The 350-nt window shown below is 50.3% G+C and carries 2 tRNA genes and 1 rRNA gene; all 3 read right to left on the bottom strand.

The features are described from left to right. Positions 1 to 14: 14 nt before the first annotated feature. Positions 15 to 90: transfer RNA gene (locus tag ACZ6J2_RS21850), tRNA-Ala, on the bottom strand. Positions 91 to 132: 42 nt separating this feature from the next. Then, positions 133 to 209 (bottom strand) — tRNA-Ile (locus tag ACZ6J2_RS21845). Between the two features lie 69 nt (positions 210 to 278). Beyond that, positions 279 to 350, bottom strand: a 16S ribosomal RNA gene (locus ACZ6J2_RS21840); the annotation flags it as partial.

The raw sequence follows: 350 nt of genomic DNA, 5'->3' as shown, positions 1-350 counted from the left end.
TTCGCAGTAAAAGATGGTGGAGCTATGCGGGATCGAACCGCAGACCTCCTGCGTGCAAAGCAGGCGCTCTCCCAGCTGAGCTATAGCCCCATCGTTTATAATCTCTGTACCGCTCATCCTTTAAAAGGAGTTTGGTAGGCCTGAGTGGACTTGAACCACCGACCTCACCCTTATCAGGGGTGCGCTCTAACCACCTGAGCTACAAGCCTGCAGAGATTTTTACTGCTGTTTTTCATCAGACAATCTGTGTGGACACTACAAAGGCAGGTTCTTTAAGGTAAGGAGGTGATCCAACCGCAGGTTCCCCTACGGTTACCTTGTTACGACTTCACCCCAGTCATGAATCACAA

It is taken from the genome of Enterobacter sp. E14S, assembly GCF_055666685.1.
This window is presented reverse-complemented; position numbering and strand designations above follow the sequence as displayed.